The sequence below is a fragment of the Streptomyces sp. NPDC047117 genome, from assembly GCF_040643545.1.
Classification (GTDB): domain Bacteria; phylum Actinomycetota; class Actinomycetes; order Streptomycetales; family Streptomycetaceae; genus Streptomyces.
The window spans coordinates 223,914-244,717 of sequence record NZ_JBEYUN010000013.1; the positions used below are offsets into that span (position 1 = coordinate 223,914).

At 72.5% G+C, this 20,804-nt stretch carries 18 protein-coding genes and 1 riboswitch; of the genes, 12 read left to right on the top strand and 6 right to left on the bottom strand.

The window, feature by feature from the left end:
• Positions 1-76: 76 nt before the first annotated feature.
• Together ABZ840_RS25175 and ABZ840_RS25180 are read left to right on the top strand one after the other, a co-directional pair.
• Positions 77-730, top strand: coding sequence for a HemK2/MTQ2 family protein methyltransferase (locus ABZ840_RS25175; RefSeq protein WP_361562455.1), 654 nt, complete (start codon positions 77-79; stop codon positions 728-730).
• A gap of 100 nt (positions 731-830) precedes the next feature.
• Positions 831-980 (top strand): CDGSH iron-sulfur domain-containing protein, encoded by a 150-nt coding sequence (locus ABZ840_RS25180; protein WP_361562457.1) that lies wholly within the window; start codon positions 831-833, stop codon positions 978-980.
• 77 nt (positions 981-1,057) lie between these two features.
• On the opposite strand, the gene ABZ840_RS25185 is transcribed toward ABZ840_RS25180, so the two are convergent.
• Positions 1,058-3,154 carry a catalase gene (locus ABZ840_RS25185; protein ID WP_361562459.1) on the bottom strand — a complete coding sequence of 699 codons (2,097 nt, stop codon included), beginning with the start codon at positions 3,152-3,154 and terminating at the stop codon, positions 1,058-1,060.
• Between the two features lie 364 nt (positions 3,155-3,518).
• Between ABZ840_RS25185 and ABZ840_RS25190 the strand changes: the two genes are divergently transcribed.
• From ABZ840_RS25190 to ABZ840_RS25205, 4 genes are all read left to right on the top strand, one after another.
• Positions 3,519-4,655: a Vms1/Ankzf1 family peptidyl-tRNA hydrolase gene (locus ABZ840_RS25190; RefSeq protein WP_361562461.1), complete on the top strand. Its 1,137-nt coding sequence runs from the start codon at positions 3,519-3,521 to the stop codon at positions 4,653-4,655.
• A 459-nt stretch (positions 4,656-5,114) separates the two neighbouring features.
• Positions 5,115-6,137 (top strand): SDR family oxidoreductase, encoded by a 1,023-nt coding sequence (locus ABZ840_RS25195; RefSeq protein ID WP_361562463.1) that lies wholly within the window; start codon positions 5,115-5,117, stop codon positions 6,135-6,137.
• Positions 6,137-7,093 carry an LLM class F420-dependent oxidoreductase gene (locus tag ABZ840_RS25200; protein WP_361562465.1) on the top strand — a complete coding sequence of 319 codons (957 nt, stop codon included), beginning with the start codon at positions 6,137-6,139 and terminating at the stop codon, positions 7,091-7,093. Before ABZ840_RS25195 ends, ABZ840_RS25200 begins: the two co-directional genes overlap by 1 nt.
• Positions 7,094-7,316: 223 nt before the next feature.
• Entirely contained in the window at positions 7,317-7,661 is a 345-nt protein-coding gene (locus ABZ840_RS25205) for a hypothetical protein (RefSeq protein WP_361562467.1), read from the top strand.
• Positions 7,662-7,729: 68 nt separating this feature from the next.
• Here ABZ840_RS25205 and ABZ840_RS25210 read toward each other — a convergent pair whose 3' ends face one another.
• Positions 7,730-8,602 carry a polysaccharide deacetylase family protein gene (locus tag ABZ840_RS25210; RefSeq protein ID WP_361562469.1) on the bottom strand — a complete coding sequence of 291 codons (873 nt, stop codon included), beginning with the start codon at positions 8,600-8,602 and terminating at the stop codon, positions 7,730-7,732.
• Between the two features lie 232 nt (positions 8,603-8,834).
• On the opposite strand from ABZ840_RS25210, the gene ABZ840_RS25215 reads away from it, so the two are divergent.
• The 5 genes from ABZ840_RS25215 (at position 8,835) to ABZ840_RS25235 (ending at position 14,274) form a co-directional block, all read left to right on the top strand.
• Positions 8,835-10,514 (top strand): putative glycoside hydrolase, encoded by a 1,680-nt coding sequence (locus ABZ840_RS25215; protein ID WP_361562471.1) that lies wholly within the window; start codon positions 8,835-8,837, stop codon positions 10,512-10,514.
• 115 nt (positions 10,515-10,629) lie between these two features.
• On the top strand, positions 10,630-11,061 hold the full coding sequence (locus ABZ840_RS25220) for a nuclear transport factor 2 family protein (RefSeq protein ID WP_361562472.1): 432 nt from the start codon (positions 10,630-10,632) through the stop codon (positions 11,059-11,061).
• A gap of 77 nt (positions 11,062-11,138) precedes the next feature.
• A riboswitch (cobalamin riboswitch) is annotated at positions 11,139-11,247 on the top strand.
• A 128-nt stretch (positions 11,248-11,375) separates the two neighbouring features.
• Complete coding sequence (locus tag ABZ840_RS25225) at positions 11,376-12,467, top strand: iron ABC transporter permease (RefSeq protein WP_361562474.1); 1,092 nt, start codon at positions 11,376-11,378, stop codon at positions 12,465-12,467.
• Positions 12,467-13,270, top strand: a complete 804-nt coding sequence (locus ABZ840_RS25230) for an ABC transporter ATP-binding protein (RefSeq protein ID WP_361562476.1) — start codon at positions 12,467-12,469, stop codon at positions 13,268-13,270. The genes ABZ840_RS25225 and ABZ840_RS25230 overlap by 1 nt, the downstream gene beginning before the upstream one ends.
• On the top strand, positions 13,267-14,274 hold the full coding sequence (locus ABZ840_RS25235) for an ABC transporter substrate-binding protein (RefSeq protein ID WP_361562478.1): 1,008 nt from the start codon (positions 13,267-13,269) through the stop codon (positions 14,272-14,274). The genes ABZ840_RS25230 and ABZ840_RS25235 overlap by 4 nt, the downstream gene beginning before the upstream one ends.
• 76 nt (positions 14,275-14,350) lie before the next feature.
• On the opposite strand, the gene ABZ840_RS25240 is transcribed toward ABZ840_RS25235, so the two are convergent.
• Together ABZ840_RS25240 and ABZ840_RS25245 are read right to left on the bottom strand one after the other, a co-directional pair.
• Positions 14,351-15,793 (bottom strand): MFS transporter, encoded by a 1,443-nt coding sequence (locus ABZ840_RS25240; protein ID WP_361562480.1) that lies wholly within the window; start codon positions 15,791-15,793, stop codon positions 14,351-14,353.
• Positions 15,790-16,776: a nucleoside hydrolase gene (locus ABZ840_RS25245; protein ID WP_361562482.1), complete on the bottom strand. Its 987-nt coding sequence runs from the start codon at positions 16,774-16,776 to the stop codon at positions 15,790-15,792. The genes ABZ840_RS25240 and ABZ840_RS25245 overlap by 4 nt, the downstream gene beginning before the upstream one ends.
• A gap of 225 nt (positions 16,777-17,001) precedes the next feature.
• On the opposite strand from ABZ840_RS25245, the gene ABZ840_RS25250 reads away from it, so the two are divergent.
• On the top strand, positions 17,002-18,006 hold the full coding sequence (locus ABZ840_RS25250) for a LacI family DNA-binding transcriptional regulator (RefSeq protein ID WP_361562483.1): 1,005 nt from the start codon (positions 17,002-17,004) through the stop codon (positions 18,004-18,006).
• Positions 18,007-18,021: 15 nt separating this feature from the next.
• Here the strand turns inward: ABZ840_RS25250 and ABZ840_RS25255 are convergent, their stop codons facing one another.
• Together ABZ840_RS25255 and ABZ840_RS25260 are read right to left on the bottom strand one after the other, a co-directional pair.
• Complete coding sequence (locus ABZ840_RS25255) at positions 18,022-20,325, bottom strand: xanthine dehydrogenase family protein molybdopterin-binding subunit (protein ID WP_361562485.1); 2,304 nt, start codon at positions 20,323-20,325, stop codon at positions 18,022-18,024.
• Positions 20,322-20,789: a (2Fe-2S)-binding protein gene (locus tag ABZ840_RS25260; RefSeq protein ID WP_361562539.1), complete on the bottom strand. Its 468-nt coding sequence runs from the start codon at positions 20,787-20,789 to the stop codon at positions 20,322-20,324. Before ABZ840_RS25260 ends, ABZ840_RS25255 begins: the two co-directional genes overlap by 4 nt.
• Positions 20,790-20,804 lie beyond the last annotated feature (15 nt).

Consider the following 20,804-nt stretch of genomic DNA (forward strand, 5'->3'; position numbering starts at 1 on the left):
GGGCCGCGTCACGGTGCCGGGCCGCGCCGCCCCGTACCGAGCTGGTGAAAGAGAGTTATCCGGGTACTCCTGATTTGTGCCTTTGATAACGCTTCCCGGGGTCTACGCCCCGCAGGACGACACGGCCCTGCTGGCCGACGCGCTGCGCCAGGAGCCGCTGGAGCCGGGCGCGCGGGTGCTGGACATCGGTACCGGCACCGGTGCCCTGGCGCTCGCGGCCGCCCGGCGCGGCGGCGCGGTCACCGCCGTCGACATCTCCCGGCGCGCGGTCTTCGCGGCCCGCCTCAACGCCCGCCTCGCGGGCCTGCCCGTACGCGTGGTGCGCGGCAACCTCCTCGCCCCCGTGGCGGACCGCTCCTACCGGCTGATCCTCACCAATCCGCCGTACGTCCCGGCGCCCGCCGCGGTGCTGCCCCGGCGCGGCAGCGCGCGGGCCTGGGACGCCGGGCACGACGGACGGCTGCTGCTGGACCGGATCTGCCGGGACGCGCCGGGCCTGCTCGCGCCCGGCGGCGTGCTGCTCATGGTGCACTCGGCGCTCAGCGGCACCGACCCGACGCTGCGGACGCTGCGCGCCGCGGGGCTGGACGCCGTGGTGGTCGAGCACCGCTGCGTGCCCTTCGGGCCCGTCCTGCGGTCCCGGCAGCGCTGGCTGCACAGCCGGGGCCTGGTGGCACCGGACGAGGAGAAGGAAGAGCTGGTGGTGATCCGTGCCGAGCGAAGGACATGACTCCGGGGCGCAGAGTGAAGCGCCCGGTTCCCGTGCGGGGGCGTCCGGCCCGGCAGCGGCCGGGGACGTCCGCCGCGTCACCTTGGAGAAGGACGGGCCGATGCTGGTGGAGGGCCCGGTCGAGGTACGGCTGGAGGACGGCGGCGTGGTCGCCTCCGACCGCTTCTGCGTGGCCCTGTGCAGGTGTCGCCGCAGTCGCCGGTACCCGTGGTGCGACACCAGCCACCGGCGGCGCAAGCGCGACGGCTAGCCGACCCTCCACGCGACAACAGAGAAGGGCGGGCGGTCCGAGGACCACCCGCCCTTCCTCATGTCCCCGCGGCGCGCTCAGCGGCGCAGCGGCGGGCGGTTCCGGTGCCGGTGGGCGGCGACCGCCTCGATGAAGGCCTGCGCGAACTGCTCACTGGCCGGGCCGACCGGGTGGTGCGTGACGACACCCTCGTCGGACACGGTGTGCTCGTGCTCGTCCGCCGTGCGCAGCCGGGCCGGGTCCAGCATCTTCAGCAGGTCGATGCCGGTGCCCAGCGCGGCGATGGCCTTGCCGTGCCGGTAGGAGTCCCGGACGAACTTCAGCACCGCCGGGTCCTGCGCCGTACGGGGCACGGAGGCCGGGTCGCCGGGGAGCACCACCGCGTCGTAGAGGACCGAGGCGACGGTGGGCAGCGCGCGGTCCACCGGGTGGGTGACGCCGTCGGAGCCGGTGAACTCGCCGTCGTGCGGCGCGAGCACCTCGACGTTCGCGCCCTGCGCGGTGAGCGCGGAGCGGATCGTGTCGACCTGGTCGGCGTCCACGCCGTCCGAGACGAGGACGGCGATCTGGCGGGTGGCGATCGAGCCGTCACCGCGGTTGTTCTCGAAGCTGAGCGCGGGGGACGGCGTGACGTCCGGGGTCTCCTGGCGCTCGGGCGGGGCCACGCCGATCCCCTCGGCGACCGCCACGGCGAGCGTGTGGTCGACCCGGGCCAGCTGGGCGACGGTCCGCTCGCGGATCTCCTTGGTGTTCACCTTGCCCAGTTCGAAGCGGAACGCCTCGATGATGTGCTGCTGCTCCCACTCGGTCATGGACTTCCAGAACATCGCGGCCTGGCTGTAGTGGTTCTGGAAGCTGTCGCTGCGCCGGCGGATCTTGTGTCCGGCGACCTTCTCGGTCAGGTGCCGGAAGGCGGACTCGTCGGCGCCGGCCACCGCGGGGCAGCCGCCGGCCAGGGAGTTCTTGGTGTAGCTGGTGGTGCCGCGGTGGATCTCGCCCTGGTGGAAGCCGTCGCGCTGGTTGTTGCGGACCGGCGAGACCGGCCGGTTGACCGGGATCTGCGCGAAGTTCGGGCCGCCGAGGCGGAGCAGCTGAGTGTCCAGGTAGGAGAAGTTACGGGCCTGGAGCAGCGGGTCGTTGGTGAAGTCGATACCGGGGACCACGTTCGCCGTGTGGAAGGCGACCTGCTCGGTCTCGGCGAAGAAATTGTCGGGGTTGCGGTTGAGGACCATCCGCCCGATCGGCCGGACCGGCACCTGCTCCTCGGGAATGATCTTCGTGGCGTCGAGCAGGTCGAAGTCAAAGTTGTGCTCGTCCGCCTCCGGGACCAGCTGTACGCCCAGCTCGTACTCCGGGTAGTCGCCGGCCTCGATGCAGTCCCACAGGTCGCGGCGGTTGAAGTCCGGGTCGCGGCCCATCGTCTCCTGCGCCTCGTCCCACACCAGGGAGTGCACGCCGAGCTTGGGTTTCCAGTGGAACTTCACGAAGGTGCCGCGGCCCTGCGCGTCCACGAAGCGGAAGGTGTGCACCCCGAAGCCCTGCATCATGCGGTAGCTGCGGGGGATCGCGCGGTCCGACATCAGCCACATGATCGTGTGCAGCGTCTCGGGCTGCAGCGAGACGAAGTCCCACAGCGTGTCGTGGGCCGACGCGCCGGTCGGGATCTCGTTGTGCGGCTCCATCTTCACCGCGTGCACGAAGTCGGGGAACTTGATGCCGTCCTGGATGAAGAAGACCGGGAAGTTGTTGCCGACCAGGTCGTAATTGCCCTCGGAGGTGTAGAACTTGGTCGCGAAGCCGCGTACGTCGCGCACCGTGTCGGCCGAGCCGCGGGGCCCCTGGACGGTGGAGAAGCGGACGAACACCGGCGTCCGCACGCTCGGGTCCTGCAGGAACGCGGCACTGGTGAACTCCGCGCACGACTCGTACGGCTGGAAGTAGCCGTACGCGCCCGAGCCGCGCGCGTGGACCACGCGCTCCGGGATCCGTTCGTGGTCGAAGCGGGTGATCTTCTCGCGGAAGTGGAAGTCCTCCATCAGCGTGGGGCCGCGCTCGCCCGCCTGGAGGGAGTCATCGGTGTGGTCGACGGGCACGCCCTGGTCGGTGGTCAGCGGGCCGTCGCTCGCGTCGTGCGCGTAGTACCGCTCCCGTTGCTCCTGCTTCTTGTCCGCCATCTCTGAAGGCTCCTTCCCGCTCCGCGCCGTGCTGGAGTCGCCGACGAGGGCTTCTGGGCATGTGTCTCGGCTCGCCAGGTAACCGTTATCCGAAGCGGAGAAACCTCACTGGACCAGAAGGGGGAGCGCCGCAACCCGTGAGATTACGTGCCTGTGGCGTGACCGGAGGGGCCCGAGAGACAGCAGAACCGCAGTGCAGCCGCAGTGAAGACGAACTGCATGAACAGTGGCATACAGGGCACCCCGGAGAGTGATGCACTCACCGCAGCGACGATGCCTTTGGAGAGCGGAAACCCACGGCCCGCGAGGCCCGCCTCAGCGGTCCCCGTACCTGGTGAACGCCCCATTCCGAGGAGGATGCGCCATGCGACTCTCGCTCCTGCAACCGATCGTCGAACGACCCGGCCCGTGGGCGTCCGTCTATGCCGATGTCAGCCATGGCACGGAGGACGCGGCCAAGCAGCAGGAGCTGTCGGCACGCAACGCGGCCGACCAGCTGTCGGCGCTCGGCGCCGACGAGGCCACCTGCCGTGCCGTGTACGACTGCCTGACCACGCTCGGCCGTCCCGGTCAGCCGCTGGCCCACTCGGGCCGCGCGGTCTTCGCCACCCGCGGCGAGGTCGTCCTGGACACCCCGCTGGCCGGGCCGCCCGTCACCCGCGGCGCCACCTGGTCGCCGGTGCCCCGGCTGGCCCCGCTGCTGGACGCGCTGGGCGAGAACCCGGTGTGCCTCGTGGCGTACGTGGACCGGACCGGCGCCGACTTCGAGCTGCGCAGCGACACGGCGCGGGACAGCGCGGGAAAGGTCAGCGGCGACGACTACCCCATCCACCGGACCGCGAGCGGTGACTGGTCCGAGCGCCACTTCCAGCTCAAGGTCGAGAACACCTGGGAACACAACGCCGGTGAGATCGCCGAGGCCGTGGCCCAGGCGTTCGAGCACTCCGGCGCCGACCTGATCCTGCTGGCCGGGGACGCCCGCGAGCGCCGCTCCGTGCGCGACCGGCTGCCCGAGCAACTGCGCGCCGTGGCGTACGAGAGCGAGCACGGCGGCCGGGCCCGGGGCGCCGACAGCACCCGGCTGGAACGCGACATCGCCCACGTCCGCGCCGGCCTCGAACTCGACCACACCGAGGACGTCATCCAGCGCTTCCAGGCCGGCAGCGGCCGCAGCAACGGCGAGTCCGACGTCACCGCCGGTGTGCCCCAGCTGATCGAGGCCGCCCGCGAGCACCGCATCGACACGCTGCTCATCAGCTCCGACGGCGGTGACGCCGGCCGCCAGGTCTGGGTCGGCCCCGACCCCGACCAGCTGGCCGCGCGCGGCTCGGAGATGCAGTACCTGGGCGAGGTGCACCCGGCCCCGGCCCGCGCCGACGACGCGCTGCTGCGGTCCGCCGTGGCCGGCGGCGCGCAGGCCGTGATGCTCCACCGCACCGATGAGATGCCGCCCGGCGGGCTCGGCGCGCTGCTGCGCTGGTCCACTCCGGTGACGCACTGACCGAACCGGTTCCGCGGCCGGGCGTTAGGGGCGGAGCCCCGCGGGCACCCGTGGGACGCCGGCGGGTCGGCGGGCAGGCGCACTGCCCCCGCCCCCGCCCTGGCGCGACGGCCGCCCGCACTCGCTGGAGGATCCGTGACCACGCCGCAGCCGCCGGGACGCCCCGGCCCCACCACGCCCGACCCGGTGCCTCCGACGCCAGGCCCGGGACCGGGATCGCCCGGACCGGAGCCCGGCCCCGCACCCGGGCCGGTGCCCGCACCCGGCCCCGACCCGGTGCCCCCGGCGCCGTCCCCCGGCCCCGAGCCGGACCCGGTACCGCCGAACCCGGCACCCCCGACGCCGGGCCCGGAGCCCGGCCCCGCCCCCGACCCGCTACCGCCCCCGCACACCCCCGAGGAGTCCGGACCGAAGGGCTGACGCCCGTTCGCCGGGCCCCCGGCGAGGAGGAGACCGCCGATGCCCCAGGGCCGGACCGTCGTGGTCACCGGAGCGAGCGCGGGCGTCGGCCGCGCGGTCGCCCGCCAATTCGCCCTCCGGGGTGCGCGCGTCGGGCTGCTGGCGCGCGGGCAGGCCGGGCTGGAGGCCGCCGCCCAAGAAGTGGCGGCGGCCGGCGGCCGGGCCCTGGCGGTGCCCACCGACGTGGCCGATCCGGCGCAGGTCGAGGCCGCCGCCGACGCGGTCGAGGCGGAGTTCGGGCCCATCGACGTCTGGGTCAACTGCGCCTTCGCCGGGGTCTTCGCGCCCTTCACCGAGGTGCGCCCGGAGGAGTTCAAGCGGGTCACGGAGGTGACGTACCTGGGCTACGTGCACGGTACGCGGACGGCGCTGGCCCGGATGAAGCCGCGCGACGCGGGCACGATCGTGCAGGCCGGCTCCGCGCTGGGCGAGCGCTCCATCCCGCTGCAGTCCGCGTACTGCGGCGCCAAGCACGCGATCCTGGGCTTCACGTCCTCGGTCCGCACCGAGCTGCTGCACGACCGGAGCAACGTACGGATCACGGTCGTCCAGCTGCCCGCCCTCAACACCCCGCAGTTCTCCTGGGTGCTCTCCCGGCTGCCGCGCCGTCCGCAGCCGGTCCCGCCGATCTACCAGCCGGAGGTCGCCGCGCGCGGCATCGTGCACGCGGCCGCGCACCCCCGCCGCCGGCAGTACTGCGTGGGCGGCTCCACCCTGGTCACGGTGCTCGCCAACCGGCTCGTCCCCGGTCTCCTGGACCGCCATCTGGCGCGTACGGGATACGAGGCGCAGCAGACGGACCAGGAGTCCCGGCCGCCGGGCCCGGACAACCTCTGGAAGCCGGTCGACAGCGCGGACGGCCGGGACCACGGCGCCCACGGCTCCTTCGACGACGCGTCGCACGGACGCTCCGCCCAGCTGTGGGCCACCGAGCATGCCCGCGCCCTGATCGCGGCCGCCGCGGCCGGTGCGCTGGCCGCCGCCGGGATCGTGCGGGCGACCAGGAATCCGAGGAGCTTGTGATGACGGAATACGGCTATTTCCTGTCCTGCGAGGAGCACGACCCGCGCGATCTGGTGGAACAGGCGCGGATGGCCGAGCAGGCCGGATTCACCTCGCTGTGGATCTCCGACCATTTCCACCCCTGGAATGACGAACAAGGGCAGTCGCCTTTCGTCTGGTCGGTGATCGGCGCGCTTGCCGAGGCCACGTCGCTGCCGGTCGAGACCGCCGTGACCTGCCCGACCAAGCGGCTGCACCCGGTGATCACGGCACAGGCGGCGGCCACCAGCGCGGTCCTGCTGGACGGCCGGTTCCGGCTCGGCGTGGGCAGTGGCGAGGCGCTCAACGAACAGGTCGTGGGCGGCGAATGGCCGCAGACCTCCGTCCGGCTGGAAATGCTGGAAGAAGCGATACAGGTGATGCGGTCGCTCTTCGAGGGCAAGGAAGTCAGCCACCACGGAAAGCACTACACCGTGCAGAACGCGCGGCTCTACACCGTGCCCGAGGAACCGGTGCGAATCGATGTCTCCGGCTTCGGCCCGACCGCCACGGAACTGGCCGCCCGGATCGGCGACGGATTCATCACCGTCGCGCCGGACGCGGACGCCATCGAACGGTTCCGGCGGGGCGGCGGCGGTGGCAAACCGGTGCACGGCGGCCTCAAGGTCTGCTGGGGGACCGACAAGGAAGAAGCCATCAGCACCGCGCACCGGCTGTGGGCCAACGAACAACTGCCGGGCGAACTGGGACAGGTACTGCCGACCCCGCGCCATTTCGAGCAGGCCTCGACCCTGGTCACCCGCGATCAGGTGGCATCCGCCGTGACCTGCGGCGATGACGCGGACGCGCATGTCGCGGCGCTCAGTGAGTACGCGAACGCGGGATTCGACACCGTCTATGTGAACCAGATCGGGCAGGACCAGCGCGGATTCTTCGACTTCTATCGCACAAAGGTATTGCCGCAGCTGAAGGACTGAACCGGCAGGCCACCGGGAAGTAAACCCGCGGGGCGAATCCGCGTCGAATGCCGTGTGGCGGCGGGCCCTGCGGTGGCGGGGTATCGGCCCGCCGCCCTACCGTGGAATTCCCCCGAGCACGAGTGACCGGATTTCCGAACGGCACGTCAATGCTGCGGACCACGTGTGGGCAGATGCATTCCCTGCCGGTGCGGCGCGCCGGCCCGGCCGTTCAGGAGCAGTGATGACGAGTCCTCCCCGGTCTTCCTGGTGCACTCAGTCGGGTGGCGGTGCCGTGGTGCTCCGCCCGCCGGAGTTCGACTGCGCCCGCGTCACCCAGACCCGTGAGGAGATGCTCATCCTCCTCAACCGGGGCGCGGCGAGCCTCCTGGTGGATCTCGGGGCCTGCTCCCTGGTGTGCGCCTGCTGCGGGGTGCCGGCGCTGATCCGGGTCTTCCGGCGGGCCCGGGCGCTGGGCACCGCCTTCCATGTCATCGCGCCGCGGGACGACCGGGCCCGGCGGGCGCTGGAGGATGCGCAGCGGGTGAGCCGGGAGCCGTTTCCGCTGGTGTCCACGACCGAGGCATAGGGACATCCCTCGGGGCGCGCACGATGTCGTGCGCGCCCCGATGTGCTGCGATGCGCCAGTGGCGCGGCTCAGTACGGCCGGGTCCGGTCCTTGAACTCCTTCGCGGGCCGGTCCGAGGACGACTTCGGGTAAGAGACGCGGTCCGGGTCGCCGTCCGAGGTGTACCGCTTCACCCCGCCGTCCCGCAGCTCGTCCAGCCAGTGCGCGGAACCGAATTGGGCGTCCTTGTCGTGCGCGCCCGCCGACCTGATCCGCGGTATGCCGACCGGGTCGAAGGCGGCGGCGTACGGCGAGGCGGCCGGCCCCGCGCCCACGAGGTAGGCGCCTTCGTACGCGTACCGCTCCCCGTCCGCCGCGCCCTTGATGTCCAGCTCCGCGGGGTTCGGCTGGACGCCGAACGGCAGGGCCATCGAGGTCACCTTCGCACCCGGCGCGCTCTTGGTGATGACCTGCTGGCTGGCGGCTATCTGGTGCTGCGCCTCCCCGGCGGAGACATCGCGCAGGTTGGCGTGGTCCAGCGTGTGGTTGCCGATCTCGAAGTCGTGCGCGTGCAGCCAGCGCAGGGCCTTCTTCGTGCCCGTGCGGGGGAAGGCGTCACCGTTCACGAAGAGGGTGGCCGCCGGGGTGAACCCCCGGTGCCGCTCGGCCACGTCGAGCAGGACGCCGACCGCGGAGTCCGGATCCGGCCGGCCGTCGTCGCCGAGCGCGAACTGGCTGTCGGTGGAGTCGTCGAAGGTGAGGACGACGGGGTGCTTCCCGGCCGGAATGTCGATCTTCCCCGTGCTGTAGTCGCCCGCGGTGACGGGCACGTACCCCTCCTTCGCGAGCCGTTCCAGTTCGGCGCGGAACTCCGCGGGCGTGCGGTCGTAGTCGCTGCGCGGGTCCTTGACGATCTGGTGGTACATCAGGACCGGCACCGCGCCGAGTTCGTCGGCGTGCACCGAGGCCGGAGACTTGCCATGTGACGGGGGTTCAGGCCGGGCCGAGGGGGAATCCTGCCGACCACCGGTGGTTTTCGGAGCCGAGGGTTCCGGCGGTGGCGCACCGCCGCGGGACTCGGCGCAGGAGACGGCCGAGGCTGCCAGGGTGAGGAGGGACAGGAGGACAAGACCCCGGCGGCGCAGGGGAACGGGACGACGGCGACGGAGATGCACGAAACCTCCTGGAAGGGGCGTGCCTGTGCGGCTCGACTGGAAGAAGCTCTTTCTCAACACCTCGGACGCCTCAGGGGCGTCCGACTCCTCGACTGCTTCTGCTGATTCCTCCAGTAACCGTTCCCCGCGCAGACCGCTGGTCATTCTTCTGGCCGGGGTACTGGCCATGGCGCTGGTCGTCGGCGGCGTGCTCCTCGTACGGCAGCACAGCGGCGCCGACTTCCGGCTGGCGGGGGCGTCCGCCGGCGGGGTGGTGAACGCCTCCGCGGTCGGCAAGGGCGGGCTGGAGGTGACAGCGCCGGAGGGGGAGGGCCTGCACGGCGCCGAGGTCACCGTGGACGGCAAGCGGGTTCCGGTGACGACGACGGGGCGGCACCTGACGGTGGGTCTGGACGGCCTGCGGGACGGCACGCACGAACTGAAGGTCGCCACCGAGGGCTCCGTGCTCGGCGGCTCCGAACTCACCCGTGAACTGAAGGTCGACACCACGCCGCCGAAGCTCGCCGTCGCCGACACCGAAGGCCGCAGCCTGCGCGGCCCGGTCACGGTCAAGGGCCGCGCGCAGGACGCCGCCGAGGTGACCGTCGCGGGCCGGACGGCGCGCGTGGGGAAGGACGGCGCGTTCGCCGTGACCCTGCCGCGGCCGCCGGCCAAGGCCACCGCGGTCGCCACCGACGAGGCCGGGAACACCGCACGGGAGGACGCGGTGATCACCGTCCGCCGGCCCACGATGCGCGCGGTGCACGTCAGCGGCCAGGCATGGGCCTCCGACCAGCTGCGGAAGCCCGTGCTGAAGCTGCTGAAAGAGCACAAGATCAACGCCGTTCAGCTCGACATCAAGGACGAACTGGGCGAGATCAGCTACGACTCGAAGGTGCCGCTCGCGAAGAAAATAGGCGCGGCCAAGGGCTACTACGACGCGAAGAAGGCCATCAAGGAGATCCATGCGGCGGGCGGCGCGGTCGTCGGCCGCATCGTCGCCTTCCGCGACCCGGTCCTGGCCTCGGCCTCCTGGAAGGACGGCCACCGCGACCGTGTGGTCCGCACCCCCGACGGCGGCCCGTACGGCGCCGGCTCCAAGTACGGCTCCCTCTCCTTCACCAACTTCGCGAACAAGGACGTCCGCCAGTACCACCTCGACCTCGCCGCCGAGGCCGCGAAGCTCGGCTTCGACGACATCCTCTACGACTACATCCGCCGCCCCGACGGCAAGCTCAGCAGCATGTCCTTCCCCGGCCTCGGCAAGACCTCGCCGGAGGACTCCATCGCCGGCCTGGTCGCGCGGACCCGCGCGGTCGCCCGCGAACACGGCGCCTTCCTCGGCGTCTCGGTCTTCGGCGTCGCGGTCACCCGCCCGAAGGAGATCGCCCAGGACATCGGCAAGTTCGCGAAGCAGTGCGACTACATCGCGCCGATGGTCTACCCCTCGCACTGGGCCGAGGGCGAGTACGGCGTCTCCGACCCGAACTCCCACCCGTACCCCATCACCAAGAAGTCCCTCGCCGACTTCGTGAAGAAGACCCGCCACACCGACGCCCAGATCGTCCCCTGGCTCCAGGACTTCTCCCTCGGCGTCTCCTACGGCGACGCCGAGGTGGCCGCCCAGATCCGCGCCGCCGAGGACGACGGCATCCACTCCTTCCTCCTCTGGAACCCGGCGGTGCGCTACCACGGCGGCGCACTGAAGCCGATGAAGTGACCGTCCGGCGGCCCCGCCGCCCGAACCGATAAAAGATCGCAGTGGGCCGCCCCTCCTGCCAGGATGGGCGGCCCGTGCGCGCGCCCGCGCGGACGGCGCCGGAGGGGGAGACACCATGGCCGACACCACCCGCGATGTCGTGACGGAACTGCTGCGCCGCATCGGCGAGGGTGAGCCCGAGCGCATCGCCGAGCTGTACGCGGACGACGCCGACTGGAAGCTCGACTGGCCCGAGGACGAACACGGCCGCGCCGAAACCCCCTGGATCCGGCACCGCACCACCCGCGCCGACGCCGCCGCGCACTACCGCGAACTCGCCGAGCACCACCTACCCGAGGCCGTCGGCACGGAGATCGAGCGCATCCTCGTCGACGGCCCGGACGCCGTCGTGACCGGCGAGATCCGCCGGACCGCCCGCGCGACGCACCGCCCCTACCGCGCCCGCTTCGCCCTCCACCTCACCGTCGAGAACGGCCTCATCACCCGGCACCACGTGTACGAGGACAGCTTGGCGGTGGCGCGGGCTTTCGCGCCGAAGGGGGACTGACCGGGGCCGTGGTCCGTGTCCGGTGGGACCGTGATCTGGGGGTTTGGGGCGCTGTTAGGCTGCTGGGGTGTCCCGTGGGGGAAGTCCGGTGAGAGTCCGGCGCTGACCCGCAACGGTGTGCGCGAGCGCGCGGCACGGACCCGTCGGCGGGATCCGTACGTGGCGTTCGCGTGAGTCCGATGACCCGCGGGGTGGCACATCTCCCGACTGCTCGCCGCGGACTGCGAGAGGGATGACGCACGGACGACCGGCCTGTGCCGGGTGCGCCGCCCCTTGTGCGTACGGACGCGGCCCGAGGCGAAGGACGCCCGCCCGTGCCCGCCATATCCACCGCCCCGGCACCCGCCGCGGCCGGACCGCCCGCGCTCCGTCGCCTGCCGGTCCCCGCCTCGGCCGCCGTGCTCGGCGTCCTGCTGCTCGTCTCCCTCGTGTGCGGCGTCGGACTCGGCTCGGCCGGGGTGTCGTGGGGCGAGACGCTGCACTTTCTGACGGCCGGGATCACCGGCGGGACGATCGGGGCCGACGAGACCGGCGGGTACACCATCGTCTGGGAGATCCGGCTGCCCCGGGCCGTGCTCGCGGCCGTGGTCGGCGCGGGGCTCGCGTCGGTCGGTGTGGCCGTGCAGGCCATGGTGCGCAACGCGCTCGCCGACCCCTTCGTGCTCGGCGTCTCCTCCGGCGCCGCGGTCGGCGCCAACGCCGTGCTCCTGCTGGGCGCGTTCGCCGCGCTGGGCGTGTGGGCGCTGTCGGTGTCCGCGTTCCTGTCGGCACTCGCGGCGATGGCGCTGGTGTACGCCGCGGCCCGGACCGCGTACGGGCTGACGCCGCTGCGGCTCGTCCTGTCCGGTACCGCGTTGTCGTACGGCTTCTCCGCGATCACCACCCTGATGGTCTTCCGCGCCGAGCGGGGCGAGGCGGCCAGGTCCGCGATGATGTGGCTGCTCGGCAGCCTGGGCGGCGCGACCTGGGGCTCGGTGCCGCTCGCCGCCGTCACCGTGCTCGCCGGGACGCTCTGCCTCGGCGCCCGCGCCGGGCAGCTCAACGCGCTCGCGATGGGGGACGAGACCGCGGCGGCACTCGGCGTGCGCGCGGGCCGGCTGCGCACCGAGCTGTTCGTGGTCACCGCCGCCGTCACCGCGGCGGTCGTGGCCGTGTCCGGCGCGATCGGGTTCGTCGGCCTGATGGTGCCGCACGTCGTACGGATGCTGGTCGGTGCCGACCACCGGCGGGTGCTGGTCCTCGCGCCGCTCGCCGGGGCCGTGCTGCTGGTCTGGGCGGACATCGTCTCCCGGCTGCTGCTCGCGCCCGCCGAACTTCCGGTCGGGGTGGTCACCGCCGTGCTCGGCGTGCCCTGCTTCCTGCTGCTGATGCGGCGCGGCGGCTACGCGTTCGGGGGTGGCCGCTGATGCGTGTCGACGTCGAAGGGGTGACGGTCGAGCTGGCGGGCAGCCGCATCGTCGAGGACATCACCGTGCGCGCCGACGCCGGGCAGGTCGTCGGGGTGGTCGGGCCGAACGGCAGCGGCAAGTCCACGCTGCTGCGGTGCGTGTACCGGGCGTTGCGGCCCGCGGCGGGCACGGTACGGCTGGACGGCGACGAGCTGCACGCGATGGACGCGCGCGCTGCCGCGCGCCGGCTGGCCGCGCTGCCCCAGGAGTCCGCCGCCGAATTCGACTTCACCGCCGCCGAGGTGGTGGCGATGGGCCGGCTGCCGCACCACCGGGGTTCTCCGTTCGGCGGGCGGTCCGCCGCCGACGCCGCGCTGTGCGACGACGCGCTGGAGCGGGTCGGCGCGGGCCACCTCGCCGGGCGCGGCTTCCGCTCGCTCTCCGGCGGCGAGAAGCAGCGCGTACTGATCGCCCGCGCCCTCGCCCAGCAGCCGCAGGTCCTGGTCCTCGACGAACCCACCAACCACCTGGACATCTCCCACCAGCTGGACGTGCTGTCCCTGGTGCGGCGCAGCGGCCTCACGGTGCTCGCCGCACTGCACGACCTGAACCTCGCCGCGTCCCACTGCGACCTGCTGTACGTGCTCGACGGCGGCCGCGTCGTCGCGGCCGGCCCGCCGTACGACGTCCTCCGGACCGAGCTGCTGGCCGAGGTGTTCGGCGTACGGGCGCACCGCGTCACCCACCCTGTGACCGGCGCCCTCCAGCTGCTCTTCGACCGTATCGACCCCACCGAACTCCCCGACCAGGAGCCCGCATGACCGTGACCCGTATCCGCCCGGCGGCGGCCCTCGCCGGCGCCTTCAGCCTCGCCCTCGCGCTCACCGGCTGCGGCGCGCGCGTGGCGCCCCCGTCCGGGGACGGCAAGGCCGCCGGGCAGCGGCCCGTGACCATCGAGAACTGCGGGAAGAAGGTCACCTTCGACCGGGTGCCCGAGCGGGTGGTCACCAACGACGTGGGCATCACCGAGATCATGTTCGCGCTGGGGCTGGAAAACCGGATGGCCGGGTACGTCATGCCGGACGACAAGGGCGACCTGGACCATGTGCCGTGGAAGGGCGCGTACAAGAAGACGAGGTGGCTGTCGAAGCAGGCGATCACCAAGGAGATGGCCGTCGACGCCCACGCCGACCTGGTGTTCGCGGGCTACGGCTACGGCTTCGGCGAGAACGGGATCACCCCGGCGTCCCTGAAGAAGCTCGGCATCGACTCGTACGTCCTCACCGAGTCCTGCCGGAACGGCCACGGCACGGCACGCGGGGTCATGCCGCCGCTGGACGCCCTCTACACCGACCTCACCCAGCTGGGGAAGCTGTTCGGCGTGGAGGACCGGGCACGGAAGCTGATCGCGGACTTCAAGGAGCGGGTCGCGGACGTACGGAAGAAGGCGCCGAAGGGGGACGCGCGGCCGAGTGTGTTCCTGTACGACAGCGGCCAGGACAAGCCGTTCACGGCGGGGCGGTACGCGGCACCGGAGCAGATCATCGACAAGGCGGGCGGCCGCAGCATCACCCATGACCTCGCGGACTCCTGGACCACGGTCGGCTGGGAGACCGTCGTCGAGCGGGACCCCGAGGTGATCGTCATCAACGACTACGGGGACACGACCGCCGAGCGGAAGAAGCAGTTCCTGCTGCACTACCAGCCGCTGGCGAACGTCTCCGCGATCAAGCACAGGCGCATCATCACGCTGGACTACGCGGACCTGGTGGAGAGCCCGCGCAATGCGTCTGCGGTCGAGCGGCTGGGCGCGTACCTGCGGTAGCAGGGGCGCGGGGAACTGCGCGACCAGCCACGACGACGGGTGCGTGAGGGAACAACCGTCACGCACCCGCCGTCGGTCAGCTGTCCGCTTCGGCGGACACCGGCTTGGGGATCAGGAACGACGTCAGGAACGCCGCCGCGATGATGACGACGCCCGCGATCATCGCGGCCGTGTAGCCCGACGTCGACGCCGGATCCGAGGGGACCACGGCGGTCTTGACCGCGTACAGGACCGCGAAGCTCAGGCCGGCGCCCAGGTTGAACGCACCCGCGTTCAGGCCCGGCAGGAAGCCGGGGTTCTCGCGCGGGGAGAGGACGATCCCGAGCCCGTTGAGCACGATGTTGGCCACGCCCGCGTAGGCGATGCCGACCATGATGGACAGCACCAGGAGCAGCACCCGGGAGTGGCCGCCGCTGGTGATGATGAGCAGCACGATCGTCGCCACCGTGCCGACGAGCCCGAACCGCAGGATGCGGCCGTACCCGAAGGTCGCGGAGAGCCGGCCGGCGAGCGGGCCCATCGCGAGGCCGGCGAGCGCGTACGGGGTCAGGGTCCACCACGCCGACGCCTCGGCCGACATGCCCAGGCCCGCTCGGGCGTCCTGCGCGAAGGCCGGGATCAGCCCGTTCATGACGGCGAAGACGCCGGTCATGGTGAGGACCGTGGTCAGCAGCAGGGCCCAGGTCGAGCGCTGCTTGAGGTGGTGGGTGGCGACCAGCGGGTGACCGCTGCGGCCCTCCGTACGCCAGAACAGCGCGAAGGCGAGCGCGGAGATCACGACGAGCACGCCGATCAGCAGCCAGTTCGCGGCGGCCAGCTTGCCCGCCTCGTTGAACGCGGTCAGCAGCGTGCCGACCGAGATGACGAGGAGGACGACGCCGGGCCAGTCCATCCGGCTCTTGACGGGCGCGGTGGACTCCCGGGTCAGGGTGGCGACCAGGGCGGCGGCGACCGCCGCGACGACGGCCATGGCCCAGAAGACCGCGCCGAAGCCGTAGTGGTCGGCGAGGTAGCCGCCGGCGAGCGAGTCCACGCCCGCGATGCCGCCGTTGACCGCGGTGATCACGCCGAGCAGGGTGCCGTACTTCTTCGGCTCGGTCACCTCCACCCGCAGCATGATCAGGCACAGCGGTACGGTCGGGCCGCTCACGCCCTGGATGATCCGGCCGACGAAGAGCATCGGCACGCTCGTCGCGAGCGCCGCGATGACGCAGCCGAGCACCATCAGGGCCATCATCCCGGCCAGTACCTTGCGGCGGCCGATGACGTCGCCCAGCCGCGGCAGGAAGAGGGAGAAGAGCGCCGCCGAGGTGAAGAACGCGGTCTGGGTGAGACCGATCTCCGCCGAGGTGGCGTGCAGGCTGTCCTCGATGCTCTTCAGCGCGGGGCTGAGCATGGACGCGTTGAGCTGGAAGGCGAAGCACGCCGCCAGCAGCGCGGTGACCAGGACGCCGACCCGGACGCCGGGCCGCTCCGTCAGGCCGCCGGGGGGCGGCGCCGCCGTGGTGGACGCGTTCATGCGAGGACGTCCCCGGGCTTCTGCGGGTTCTCGCCGATCAGCTCCGGATCGCCGATCCGCTCCAGCGCGTCCACGACGAGGTCCCAGAAGCGGCCGTGGTCCAGCTTCACCGCGACCTGGGTCTTGCAGTCGGCGGGCGCGGGGGCGCGGAAGTCCGCCACGGTCATGCCCTTGGTGAGGGTGCCGGTCAGCTCGATGTCGACCGGGGCCCGGCGCACCGTCATCACGTCCGGGTCGATCACGTACGCGACGGCGCACGGGTCGTGGACCGGCGGCGACTCGAAGCCCTGGTGGTCGCGGTAGGCGGTGCCGAAGAACTCCAGCAGCTCCTCGACGAACTTGCCGGGCTTGGTGCCCAGCGCGGCGATCCGCTCGGCCACCTCGGGGGTCGCGAGCGCCTGGTGGGTGAGGTCCAGGCCGACCATGGTGACCGGCCAGCCCGCGTTGAAGACGATGTGCGCGGCCTCGGGGTCGATGATGATGTTGAACTCGGCGACCGCGCTCCAGTTGCCCTCGTGGTAGCCGCCGCCCATCAGGACGACCTCACGGACCCGCTCGACGATGCGCGGCTCCTTGCGGGCGGCCAGCGCGATGTTGGTGAGGCCCGCGGTCGGCACGATGGTGATCTCGCCCGGCTCGTGGGACATCACGGTGTCGATGATCAGGTCGACGGCGTGCCGCTCGTCCAGGACGCACGTCGGGTCGGGCAGCACGGGCCCGTCCAGGCCGGTCTCGCCGTGGATGTCCGGCGCGGTCTCGATGTTCCGTACGAGGGGACGCGGGCAGCCGGCGGCGAACGGTACGTCGGTGATGCCCGCGATGCGCGCCACGGAGAGCGCGTTGCGGGTGACCTTCTCCAGCGTCTGGTTGCCGACCACGGTCGTCACGGCGACGAGCTCGACGTCGGGGTTGCCGTGGGCCAGGAGCATGGCGATCGCGTCGTCGTGCCCCGGGTCGCAGTCGAGGATGATCTTTCTGGCCAACGGAAGAGCCCCTTTGCCCTGTTGAACGGTGGTGCGGTGACCCTCGGAGGAAACGATGGGAAATCGTTCTCCGAAGTGCCGCGAAGAGTTCACCCGCATACCGGGGCAGTTGTCAATGATTCATCCCACAGATCTGGGCGGGGACCCGGTGATAACGTTTGCCCGCCGTTTCCGCAGCGTACGCCGGTGCGGGCGGCCCAGCCGAGCCGAGTGAAGGGCACGACCGTGGCCGAAGTCACCCTCAAGGATGTCGCCCGTGCCTCGGGCTGCTCCATCGCCACGGTCTCCCGTGTGCTCGCCGGCACCCGCCCCGTCGGCGCCGAGACCGCCCGCACCGTGCGGGAGGCCGCCGCCCGCCTCGGCTACCGCCCCAACCACGTCGCCCGTGCGCTGCGCCGCCGCGCCACCGGCACCGTAGGGCTGGTCCTCCCGCAGATCACCAACCCCTTCTTCCCGGAGCTCGTGCGGGAGCTGGAGCACGCGCTGCACGCCGAGGGGCGGGCCGTGCTCCTCGCCGACTGCGACGACGACCCGGCGACCGAGGCGGCCCGGATCGCGGAGTTCCTGGACCGGCAGGTGGACGCGCTGCTGCTGATACCGGTCGACGAGCGGCGCAGCCGGGACGCGGTGGCGGACGCCGCACGGCGCGTGCCGGTGGTGCTGCTGGACCGCGGCTGCGGTCCGGGCGTCGCCGACTCGGTCGCGGTGGACAACGCGGCCGGGATGGCGCTGGTGCTCGACCACCTGGCTGCAGCGGGGCGGCGCCGCCCGTGGTTCGTGGGCGCGGCCGGTACGACCACGGCGGCGGCCGAGCGGCGTGCCGCGTACGAGGCGGGCGCCGCGGTGCTGGACCCGCCGGCCCCCGGCCGGGTCGAGCTGGGCGACTTCTCCGTGGCCTGGGGACGCGCGGCCGTCGACCGGATCTGGCCGTCCCGCCCGGACGCCATCGTCTGCGCCAACGACCTCATCGCGGTCGGCGCCCTTCAGCGGCTCCGCCAGCTGGGTGCCGATGTGCCCGGCGAGGTCGCGGTCACCGGCTTCGACGACGTGCCGTTCGCGGGCCTGGCCGACCCGGCGCTCACCACGGTCCGGCAGCCGGTCAGCGAACTGGCGGCGGAGGCCGCGCGGTTGCTCGCCGAGCGGTCGGAGGACCGGATCTCGCACGGCGGCGCGGCCCCGAGCCGCGCGATCCGGCTCGCTCCCCGGCTGGTCGTCCGCGCGTCCGGCTGACCCGCCGCGCGCTTCCTACGCGCGGCCCTCGCGGGCGGCCGCCGTCGCCAGGAACACCCGCTCCGGGCTGAGCGGCAACCGGGTCACCCGGGCGCCGGTGGCTTCGTGGACGGCGTTGGCGATGGCCGCGGCGACCGGGACCATGGCGCCCTCGCCCGCGCCCTTCGCGCCGAAGGGGCCGGGGCCGTGGCCCTGTTCCTGGGTGAGGGAGACGAAGCGGCCGGGGAGATCCTCGGCCATCGGGACGCGGTAGTCCAGCGCCTCACCGTTGAGCAGGACGCCGTCCTCGTACCGCATCTCCTCGAAGAGTGCCTGCGCCATGCCCATGACGGCGGCGCCCTCGTCCTGGCCGCGGCAGAGCAGCGGGTTGACCGCACGTCCGACGTCGCCGCTGGCCACGAGCTGGAGGAGGGCGACCCGGCCGGTGTCGGGATCGACCTCGACCTCGGCGCCGGCCCAGCCGATCTCCCAGAACAGGCACGGCGCCTCCAGCGGCGCCTCGTGCGAGACCGGCGCCTTGAAGCTCCCCTCGCCGGTGAACTCGTACCCGGTGGGCCCGAATTCGCGGGCGACGAGGTCGGCGAGCGGGACGGGTGCGCCGGTGCCGCGGCGTACGGTCCAGGCGTCACCGTCCAGCGTCAACTCATCGGCCGAGCAACCCAGTTGACTGGATACGAAGGTGAGGATGCGGGACCGGGCGTCCGCGGCGGCGCGCTGCACCGCACGGCCCATCACCGTCATGCCGGACGAGGCGTTGGTGCCCTGGTCGAAGGGGGTGGTGGCGGTGTCGACGGGCGCGTAGGCGATCCGGGCGAGCGGTACGCCCAGCTCCTCGGCGGCCACCTGGCACAGGGTCGTGGACGCGCCCTGGCCGATCTCGATCGTGCCGGAGCCGACGTGCACCCCGCCGGTGGCGGTGACCTTGACCCGGGCCGTGGCGGGCTTGTTGACGCCGCCGCCGTCCTTGAAGCCGATGGCCAGACCCATGCCGCGCCAGGGCCGCCGCTCCCGGCTGTGGTAGCCCAGCTCCTTCGCGACCAGCTCCAGCCCCTCGGCCAGGTCGCTGTCGATGCCGCTCTCGCCGGGGACGAAGGGCTCGCCCAGCTCCTTGAGGTTGCGGCGGCGCAGCTCGTACGGGTCGAGGCCGAGGCGGTGGGCGATCATGTCGACCTGGCTCTCGCTCGCCCAGGTGGCCTGGGTGGCACCGAAGCCGCGGTACGGGCCCGCCGGGGTCGTCGTGGTCATCACGCACGCGCAGGAGGAGCGGAGGTGCCGCCAGCGGTACGGGCCCGGCATCCGGTACCCGGCCTTCTCCGCGACCAGCGGGCTGCCGTCCGTGTACGCGCCCGCGTCCAGCAGTACATGGCTCTCCCGCGCCACGAACGTGCCGTCCGCCATGACGCCGGTCTTCACCGCGAGCCGGGCGGCGTGCTGGCTGAGCGTCAGGAAGGCCTCCTCGGTGGTGAGGCAGTAGCGCACCGGGCGCCCGGCCGCACGGGAGAGGAGGACGGCGATCGGCTCGGTCTTGCAGTTGTGCTTGGCGCCGAAGCCGCCGCCGACGTACGGCACATGGATCCGGATGCGGTGCTCCGGGGTGCGCAGGACGCGGGCCAGCTCCTTGCGGAGCGGGAAGGGGTTCTGGGTGGAGGTCCACAGCTCGCTCTCCCCGGCGCGCACGTCGGCGACGGTGACGAACGGCTCCAGGTGGAAGTGGTTCATCCGGGAGAAGACGAAGGTGTCCTCGAAGACGTGGTCGCAGTCCGCCCACACGGCGTCGTCGCCCGTCTCGTAGCGGAACTCGTAACAGACGTTCTTCCGCGGCCACAGCTCCGCCGCGGCGCCGGTGCCGTACGGCGGGAGGGCGCCGCGCGGCTTCTCCTCGAACAGCTCGGGCGCGTCGGGGGCCAGCGCCGCTTCGATGTCCGTGAGCGCGGGCAGCGGCTCGTACGCGACGTCGATGAGGGCGAGCGCGCGCAGCGCGGTGGCCTCGTCCTCGGCGGCGACCGCCGCGACCACGTCACCGGCGTAGCGGACCTTGTCGACCGCGACCACCGGCTGGTCCTTGATGAAGAAGCCGTAGTACGGGTCGAGCCCCGCCAGGTCGTCGCGGGTGAGGACGGCGTGCACGCCGGGCAGCGCGCGGGCGCGGTCCGCGTCGACGGACACCAGCCGGGCGTGCGGGTGCGGGCTGCGCAGCACCTTGGCGTGCAGCATGCCGGGGAGGCGGACGTCGGCGGTGTAGCGGGCGGCGCCGGAGACCTTGAGCGCGGCGTCGTGGCGCGGCGCCGCGGCGCCGACGGTCGCGGGGGCGGTGCTCATCGGGCGGCCTCCTCGCGGCACAGCTGCGCCGCCCTCCGTACCGAGTCCAGGATCATGGCGTAGCCGGTGCAGCGGCAGACGTTCGAGGAGATCCACTCGCGGATCTGCTCCTCGGCGGGGTCGGGATGTTCGCGCAGCAGGGCGGTGGTCAGCATGATCATGCCGGGGGTGCAGTAGCCGCACTGGAAGCCGCCGCACTCGGCGAAGGCCCGCTGCACGGGGCCGAGCCCGCCGTCCGGGTGGCCCGCGCCGTGCGCGGTCTCGACCGTGGCGCCGTCCGCCTGGAACGCGAAGACGCTGCACGAGGCGGCGGGCACGCCGTCCACGAGGGCCGTGCACGCGCCGCACACCCCGCGTTCACAGGACGCCTTCACACCGGTCAGGCCGAACCCCTCGCGCAGCAGATCCAGCAGCACGGTGTTGGGCGGGACCTCCGCGGTGCGCCGCCGCCCGTCCACCTCCATCACGACCGTCACCCG

What these genes read in the sequence shown, in the direction of transcription:
- ABZ840_RS25200 (WP_361562465.1), top strand. Translation starts at nt 6,137, where the DNA reads ATGACGGAATACGGCTATTTCCTGTCCTGCGAGGAGCACGACCCGCGC.
- ABZ840_RS25260 (WP_361562539.1), bottom strand. Translation starts at nt 20,789, where the DNA reads ATGGAGGTGGACGGGCGGCGGCGCACCGCGGAGGTCCCGCCCAACACC.
- ABZ840_RS25240 (WP_361562480.1), bottom strand. Translation starts at nt 15,793, where the DNA reads ATGAACGCGTCCACCACGGCGGCGCCGCCCCCCGGCGGCCTGACGGAG.
- ABZ840_RS25230 (WP_361562476.1), top strand. Translation starts at nt 12,467, where the DNA reads ATGCGTGTCGACGTCGAAGGGGTGACGGTCGAGCTGGCGGGCAGCCGC.
- ABZ840_RS25190 (WP_361562461.1), top strand. Translation starts at nt 3,519, where the DNA reads ATGCGACTCTCGCTCCTGCAACCGATCGTCGAACGACCCGGCCCGTGG.
- ABZ840_RS25195 (WP_361562463.1), top strand. Translation starts at nt 5,115, where the DNA reads ATGCCCCAGGGCCGGACCGTCGTGGTCACCGGAGCGAGCGCGGGCGTC.
- ABZ840_RS25235 (WP_361562478.1), top strand. Translation starts at nt 13,267, where the DNA reads ATGACCGTGACCCGTATCCGCCCGGCGGCGGCCCTCGCCGGCGCCTTC.
- ABZ840_RS25220 (WP_361562472.1), top strand. Translation starts at nt 10,630, where the DNA reads ATGGCCGACACCACCCGCGATGTCGTGACGGAACTGCTGCGCCGCATC.
- ABZ840_RS25180 (WP_361562457.1), top strand. Translation starts at nt 831, where the DNA reads ATGCTGGTGGAGGGCCCGGTCGAGGTACGGCTGGAGGACGGCGGCGTG.
- ABZ840_RS25185 (WP_361562459.1), bottom strand. Translation starts at nt 3,154, where the DNA reads ATGGCGGACAAGAAGCAGGAGCAACGGGAGCGGTACTACGCGCACGAC.
- ABZ840_RS25255 (WP_361562485.1), bottom strand. Translation starts at nt 20,325, where the DNA reads ATGAGCACCGCCCCCGCGACCGTCGGCGCCGCGGCGCCGCGCCACGAC.
- ABZ840_RS25205 (WP_361562467.1), top strand. Translation starts at nt 7,317, where the DNA reads ATGACGAGTCCTCCCCGGTCTTCCTGGTGCACTCAGTCGGGTGGCGGT.